Annotated in this window: 8 protein-coding genes; all 8 read left to right on the top strand. The window is 64.5% G+C overall.

Annotated features, from left to right (window positions below; genetic code table 11):
* Positions 1-1,691, top strand: a 1,691-nt coding sequence (locus tag ABWP50_RS08770; RefSeq protein ID WP_353217619.1) for a chemotaxis protein CheA, incomplete at its 5' end; no start/stop codon positions are given.
* On the top strand, positions 1,688-2,536 hold the full coding sequence (locus ABWP50_RS08765) for a CheR family methyltransferase (protein WP_353217618.1): 849 nt from the start codon (positions 1,688-1,690) through the stop codon (positions 2,534-2,536). The genes ABWP50_RS08770 and ABWP50_RS08765, both read left to right, overlap by 4 nt.
* Positions 2,533-3,498: a chemotaxis protein CheB gene (locus tag ABWP50_RS08760; protein ID WP_353217617.1), complete on the top strand. Its 966-nt coding sequence runs from the start codon at positions 2,533-2,535 to the stop codon at positions 3,496-3,498. Before ABWP50_RS08765 ends, ABWP50_RS08760 begins: the two co-directional genes overlap by 4 nt.
* Complete coding sequence (locus tag ABWP50_RS08755; RefSeq protein WP_353217616.1) at positions 3,495-4,037, top strand: chemotaxis protein CheD; 543 nt, start codon at positions 3,495-3,497, stop codon at positions 4,035-4,037. The genes ABWP50_RS08760 and ABWP50_RS08755 overlap by 4 nt, the downstream gene beginning before the upstream one ends.
* Positions 4,038-4,060: 23 nt before the next feature.
* Complete coding sequence (locus tag ABWP50_RS08750) at positions 4,061-4,459, top strand: response regulator (RefSeq protein ID WP_353217615.1); 399 nt, start codon at positions 4,061-4,063, stop codon at positions 4,457-4,459.
* Positions 4,460-4,483: 24 nt separating this feature from the next.
* Positions 4,484-4,918 carry a chemotaxis protein CheW gene (locus ABWP50_RS08745; protein ID WP_353217614.1) on the top strand — a complete coding sequence of 145 codons (435 nt, stop codon included), beginning with the start codon at positions 4,484-4,486 and terminating at the stop codon, positions 4,916-4,918.
* A 26-nt stretch (positions 4,919-4,944) separates the two neighbouring features.
* Positions 4,945-5,841 carry a response regulator gene (locus ABWP50_RS08740; protein ID WP_353217613.1) on the top strand — a complete coding sequence of 299 codons (897 nt, stop codon included), beginning with the start codon at positions 4,945-4,947 and terminating at the stop codon, positions 5,839-5,841.
* A gap of 41 nt (positions 5,842-5,882) precedes the next feature.
* A partial coding sequence (locus ABWP50_RS08735) for a hypothetical protein (RefSeq protein ID WP_353217612.1) occupies positions 5,883-6,064 on the top strand: 182 nt, incomplete at its 3' end.

Raw genomic sequence — 6,064 nt, 5'->3', positions numbered from 1 at the left:
CGCCAGCAGCCAGCGCGCCAGCAGCCAGCGCGCCAGCAGCCAGCGTGCATTCTTTCGATCTTGATGCGTTGCTGGCCACGTTGTCGGCTGCACCCGCAGCGCCCGAGCCAGCCGCCAGCCAGCCAGCCCAATGGCTGGTGCAGGTAACGCCGCGTGATGCCGCACTGGCCAATGGCGGGGAGCCGTTGCTGTTGCTGCGGGAACTGCGGCACCTGGGCGGCCGGATGACGTGCGATTTGAGCGGACTGCCGCCGTTGGCCTTGCTGGATGTTCCCCGGGCATGGCTGCGCTGGGATGTGCACTTGCCCGGCAGCGTTGCCCGCGCCGACATCGAGGAGATTTTCGATTTCGCTGGGGACAGCATCGATGTGCGCATTGCAACGTCAGTGCCCGCAGACGCCCTGGAAAGCGCGGGCGTGGCGGTAGCGGCAATTGTTGCCGCCCCGGCAGCCAGCACCGAAACCGGCGGGCCTGAATTGGCCGCACCCCAGCCGCCAAGCCCCGCAGCATCGGCAGTGTCGCTGCGCGCTGCGGCGGCGCAGACCATTCGAGTCGATCTTGGCAAGCTGGAGCGGCTGTTCGATACGGTTGGCGAACTGGTAATTGCGCAGGCCATGCTGGCGCAACATCTGGCCGATCAGCCGCCCGCGACGCTGGAATGCCTTGGCCTTCTCGATACGCTCACCCGCGATCTGCAGGACAATGTCATGGCCATTCGCGCGCAGCCGGTGGCGGCAGTGTTCAACCGGATGCCTCGGCTGGTGCGGGAGCTTGCCGAAGCCACCGGCAAGAGCGTGGCGCTGGAGATCAGCGGCGAAGCCACTGAGCTTGACAAGCTCGTGGTGGAACGGCTCGCTGAGCCGCTGACCCATCTGGTGCGCAACGCCATCGATCATGGCATCGAGGATGCATCGGCGCGGCGCGCAGCCGGCAAGCCGGGCGAGGGCAGTCTGCGGCTTGCGGCCGGACACCGCGGCGGGCGAATTTTCATTACGCTGGCCGACGACGGGCGCGGCATCGATCGGCCGCGGGTGTTGGCCAAGGCCATCGAGCGCGGCCTGGTGCCGGCCGATGCGCGACTTGATGATGAGGAGATTGACAATCTCATCTTTGCGCCCGGTTTTTCAACAGCATCAAATGTTTCGAGCATATCGGGGCGCGGCGTGGGCATGGATGTGGTGCGGCAGACTGTGAAAGAGCTTGGCGGACGTATCACCATCCAGTCAGAACCCGGGCTTGGCAGTGTGTTCACGCTCACCCTGCCGCTAACGCTGGCCATCGCCGACGGAATGATCGTGCGAGCCGGCAGTGAAACCCTGGTGGTGCCATTGCTGACCATTATCGAAACGCTGCGTCCGCCCGCCGATTTGCTGCACCAGATGGGCACGCGCCAGATGCTCAATATGCGCGGCGAATTCGTGCCGGTGATCGATCTTGCCGATGCCGTGGGGGCAACAAGCTGCACGGACGGTGTGCTGATCATCGTCGAAACCGAATCGGCGGCGCGGGTGGCGCTACGCGTCGATGCCATTCTCGACAATCGGCAGTTCGTCATAAAGAGCCTGGAAAATAATTACCGTCCCGTGCCGGGCATCGCCGGCGCGACAATATTGGGCGACGGGCATGTCGCACTGATCATCGACGTGGAAGCGGTGGTGGCGCGCGCGCTGATCGACCGGCGCGCCGCATGAGCGGTGCTCTCGCTGCCGCCGGCGCCATGACGCCGCAGGATTTCGGCACCATTGCCGGCATGGTGCACGATGCCGCCGGGCTGGTGGTGCATCCTGGCAAGACGATGATGGTCGCATCGCGGCTGGCGCCGCTGCTGCGCCGGCACGGCGATGCCAGCATGAAGGACTATTTGGACCGCGTGCGCCGCGATCCGGCTGAATATGACAGCATGCTCGGCGCGCTCACGACCAACCACACCGGCTTTTTTCGCGAAGGCCATCATTTCAGCCATGTAAGCAGCATCTTGCGGCCAACGCTGGTGCCGCGGCTGCTGGATGGCGGCCGGGTGCGGCTGTGGTCTGCCGGCTGTTCGACAGGTGCTGAGGTGTATTCGCTGGCGATGGTGATGCTGGGCAGCGACAGCAGCGCCGCCCGTCGGCTGCAGAACAGCGATTTGCGGTTGCTGGCCACCGATATTGCCGAGCACGCACTGGCCGTGGGCCGCAAGGCGTGTTGGCCAGTGGCCGAAATGGCCGCCGTGCCAGAGGCGTTGCGCCGGCTGTGGTGCGACGAGGCCGACGGCGCAGTGACGATGAATGCTGTGCTGCGTGATCTTGTGAGTATTCGCCGCCTCAATCTGATCGAGGATTGGCCGATCAGCGGCACATTTGATGCCATTTTTTGCCGCAACGTGATGATTTACTTCGATGCCGCCACCAAGCAACGCCTGCTGTGCCGCTTTGCGCAGCATCTTGAACCGGGCGGTTTCCTGTATATCGGCCATTCGGAGCGCGTCACTGGGGCTGCAGCTGCGCTGCTCAAGCCGGCTGGAAACACCATCTATCGTCGCACGGCTGCCGCATGATCCGCGTGGCCATCATCGACGATTCGCCGACCATGCGCGCGCTGATCAGCGCCGTGCTGCGCCGTGATCCGTTGATCGAGGTGGTGGGCGCCGCCGGCAGCATCAGCGAAGCACGGGCCCTGATCCGTGCAACCAACCCCGACGTGGTGACGCTGGATCTTGAGTTGCCCGACATGGACGGATTTGAATTTCTTGAAAAGCTGATGCGGCTGCGGCCGTTGCCGGTGATTGTTGTATCCAGCCACAGCAACCCTGAAATTGCCGATGAAGCAATGCGCATGGGCGCGGCCAGCTATTACACCAAGCCCGTGAACGGCGGATTTCTCGATTGTGACGAAGGACGCCTGGCCGGGCTGGTGCGCCGCGCTGCCGGGGTGAACACCGCGGCGCGGCCTGGCCTGATTGCCATCGGCGCCTCAACGGGCGGTATCGAGGCGCTGGACGCATTGCTGGCCGGGTTTCCTGCCGATTGCCCGCCCACTCTGATCGTGCAGCACACGCAGGAACGCTATGTCGCCGGTCTGGCGCAACTGCTGGACAGCCGGCATCGGCCCAGAGTGGTGGCGGCCACAGCCGATGCGCCGCTGCGCCGCGGTACCGTGGTGCTGGCCGCCAGCAACGATGCGCATCTGCTGCTGGGTGGACAACCGGGCGATTTTCGCGCCCGGCTGCGGCCAACCCCGCCCGAATCCGGGCACCGCCCGAGTGTGGATGTGCTGTTCCAATCGGTGGCTGCCGCGGCACCGGGCGCTGCCATTGGCGTGCTGCTGACGGGGATGGGCAGCGACGGCGCTCACGGCCTGCTTGCCATGCGGCGGGCCGGCTGCACGACTGTTGCCCAAGACGAACACAGCTCCACCGTCTACGGCATGCCGCGAGCGGCAGCCGAGCTGGGCGCGGCCGAACATATCCTGCCGCTCGATCGGATTGCGGCGCATGTGCTGATGGCGTGCGCCACATGAGCGCAATGGAAATAATCAAGGCGCGCGAACGCCGGATCACCGTGCTGCAAGGCACGGCCGAGGTCAGCGATGTGTCCGGCATTGTGCTCACCACGGTGCTCGGCAGCTGTGTGGCGGCCTGTCTTTATGATCCCGTGGCGCGGCTTGGCGGCATGAACCATTTCCTGCTGGCTGAGCCGGGTGCAACCGGCCTCAATGGTGCCGACGAAGCCTATGGCGTCTATCTGATGGAGATATTGATCAACGCCATGCTGGTGCGCGGTGCCCAGCGCAGCCGGCTGCGGGCGCGCTTGTATGGCGGCGCCAATTTCAATCCGGCAATGGCGTTTGTGGGTCAGGCCAACGCCGCCTTTGCGCAAGACTTCATGGCGCGGGAGGGCATTGAATGTCTCGTTGCCGATCTGGGTGGCCGCGCGGCGCGGCGGGTCGAATTTGCGCCGTCGTCGGGGCGCGTGCGCTCCCTGGTGGTCGATGCGCGCGCTGTGCCGCCGCCGGTCAGGGCGCAGACTCGCGCTCGGAACGATGTTGAATTGTTTTGAACGATACTGAACCGGAGCCAAGCATGGATCAGCCCCCCCCCTCAGCCGATGCGCCGCCGATCAGCACCTTGATCGTGGATGACAGCCCCTCGATGCGCGCCTTGCTGCGCGTGGCGCTATCGCCGCACGGCCACGCTGTTGCCGAAGCCGAAGACGGGCTGGCGGCGCTGGCGTGGCTCAAGGATCACCCCCGGCCCGATGTGATCATCACGGATATCAACATGCCACGGCTGGATGGCTTCGGGCTGATCGCCCAGCTGCGCGCGCAGCCGGCGTTCGCCGATTGCCCGATCCTGGTGCTCACCACCGAAAGCTCGGACGAGAAAAAGGCCCGCGCGCGCGCTGCCGGTGCGACGGGCTGGATCGTCAAGCCATTTGATCCCCAAAAGCTGATCGCCGCCATTCGGCGCGTGATTCACTGATCGATACCGACTGCGGAGCCGCCTATGCGCCAACTGATCACTTTCACCGTCGACGGCCAGAGCTTTGGCTTTGATATCAATGCGATCCGCGAGATCCGGGCCTATACGCCGGTCACGCGGCTGCCCCATGTGCCGCCGCATTTTGCTGGCGTCGTCAATCTGCGCGGCGCCGTGCTGCCGGTGGTTGATCTGGCGATGCGTTTGGGTTGGCGCGCTGCCGAGCCGACATCGCGGCACGTCATCATCGTCGCGCGCCATAACGAGCAGCTGCGCGGTTTTCTGGTCGATACGGTCAGCGATATCGTGACAGTGCCAGACGGCGGCCTGCAACCGCCAGCTGCTGATATCCACAACCATGTTGCCGGCATGATCGAAGGCGTGTTTCCGGCCGGTGATCTGATGGTGATGGTGCTCGATCTCGCCCGTCTGGCCGACGATTTGCCGGCAATGGCTGCCTGAACTGCTCAAACCTGAAAGCAATTTTTATGCCAAAAACCAAAGTCCTGGTGGTTGATGACAGTTTTTCGATGCGGGCTCTTTATACCACCGCGCTCGAAAGCTCGCCGGAAATCGAGGTGATCGGCAATGCCGCCAGCGCCGCCGAAGCGCGCAAGCTGATCGCCGAGTGCCGGCCGAACGTGATGACGCTGGATATCGAAATGCCCGGCATGAACGGCATCGATTTTCTGGAAGAAGTGATGGCCACGACGCCAATGCCGGTGATCATGGTATCAAGCCACACGCAGGAAGGCGCCGAAACCACATTGCGCGCGCGGGCACTTGGCGCTGCGGCCTGCGTGCCCAAGCTGCGGTCGGCCACGCCCGAGGAAACCGCCAGAAATTATGCCTCTTTGTGCGAGGTTGTGTTGAACGCCGCCAATGCGCCGGTGCCAACGCCGCTCGCTGAAATGGCCACAGCCGACATCCGACCATTAATGGTCATTGCGTCCGGCGAACTGCGCCCCGCCATGGGCGCAGTGTTGCTGCTGGCCGCCGATATCCCGCCCACCATCCTGCTGGCGCGCACTGATCGTAATCCGGCGGCGTTGTTGGCGCTGTTGGCCAATGTTGCAGTGCCGCGCGTGGTGCTGGCGACCGACGGAATGGTGCTGGCGGCAGGGACCGTGCATGTCGTTGCCGATCCAGATCTGCATGCCATTGTCGATACCTGGCCCGGCGGAACCATCCGATTGATCGATCGTCCCCCGATTGCCGGCGTGCGGCCATCGGCCGATTTGCTGCTGGCTTCGGTCGCCAAGGCTGCCGGCGCTGCCGCGTCCGTCAATCTTCTGCCTGGACTGGACGCCGATGGCGAAGCGGGGGTGCAAGCCATTCGCGCAGCAGGCGGCGCGGCGCAGACCGCATCACTGGCGGCAGCATGACGGCGCAACTGGGTGTGATGATCATTGACGCTGGTGCTGGCGTGGCTGCCGAACTGGAACAAACGGCAATCGAGCTGGAACTGCTCGCAGTGCGGCTTGCCAACGTGCCGGGCCTGGCGAACGAAACGATCATGTGCCTGCAAACATTCGACGAACTGGCGCAGCGCCAACGTGAACTGGCTCGGCTGATACGCGGTGACACCACCGTGGCCGCACTTGGCCT

It is taken from the genome of Sandarakinorhabdus sp. (assembly GCF_040398645.1).
In the GTDB taxonomy this organism is placed as follows: Bacteria; Pseudomonadota; Alphaproteobacteria; order Sphingomonadales; family Sphingomonadaceae; genus Sandarakinorhabdus.
Note: the sequence above shows the minus strand (reverse complement) of the source record. Positions and strands in the feature narration are given on the sequence as shown.

What these genes read in the sequence shown, in the direction of transcription:
- ABWP50_RS08765 (WP_353217618.1), top strand. Translation starts at nt 1,688, where the DNA reads ATGAGCGGTGCTCTCGCTGCCGCCGGCGCCATGACGCCGCAGGATTTC.
- ABWP50_RS08760 (WP_353217617.1), top strand. Translation starts at nt 2,533, where the DNA reads ATGATCCGCGTGGCCATCATCGACGATTCGCCGACCATGCGCGCGCTG.
- ABWP50_RS08755 (WP_353217616.1), top strand. Translation starts at nt 3,495, where the DNA reads ATGAGCGCAATGGAAATAATCAAGGCGCGCGAACGCCGGATCACCGTG.
- ABWP50_RS08750 (WP_353217615.1), top strand. Translation starts at nt 4,061, where the DNA reads ATGGATCAGCCCCCCCCCTCAGCCGATGCGCCGCCGATCAGCACCTTG.
- ABWP50_RS08745 (WP_353217614.1), top strand. Translation starts at nt 4,484, where the DNA reads ATGCGCCAACTGATCACTTTCACCGTCGACGGCCAGAGCTTTGGCTTT.
- ABWP50_RS08740 (WP_353217613.1), top strand. Translation starts at nt 4,945, where the DNA reads ATGCCAAAAACCAAAGTCCTGGTGGTTGATGACAGTTTTTCGATGCGG.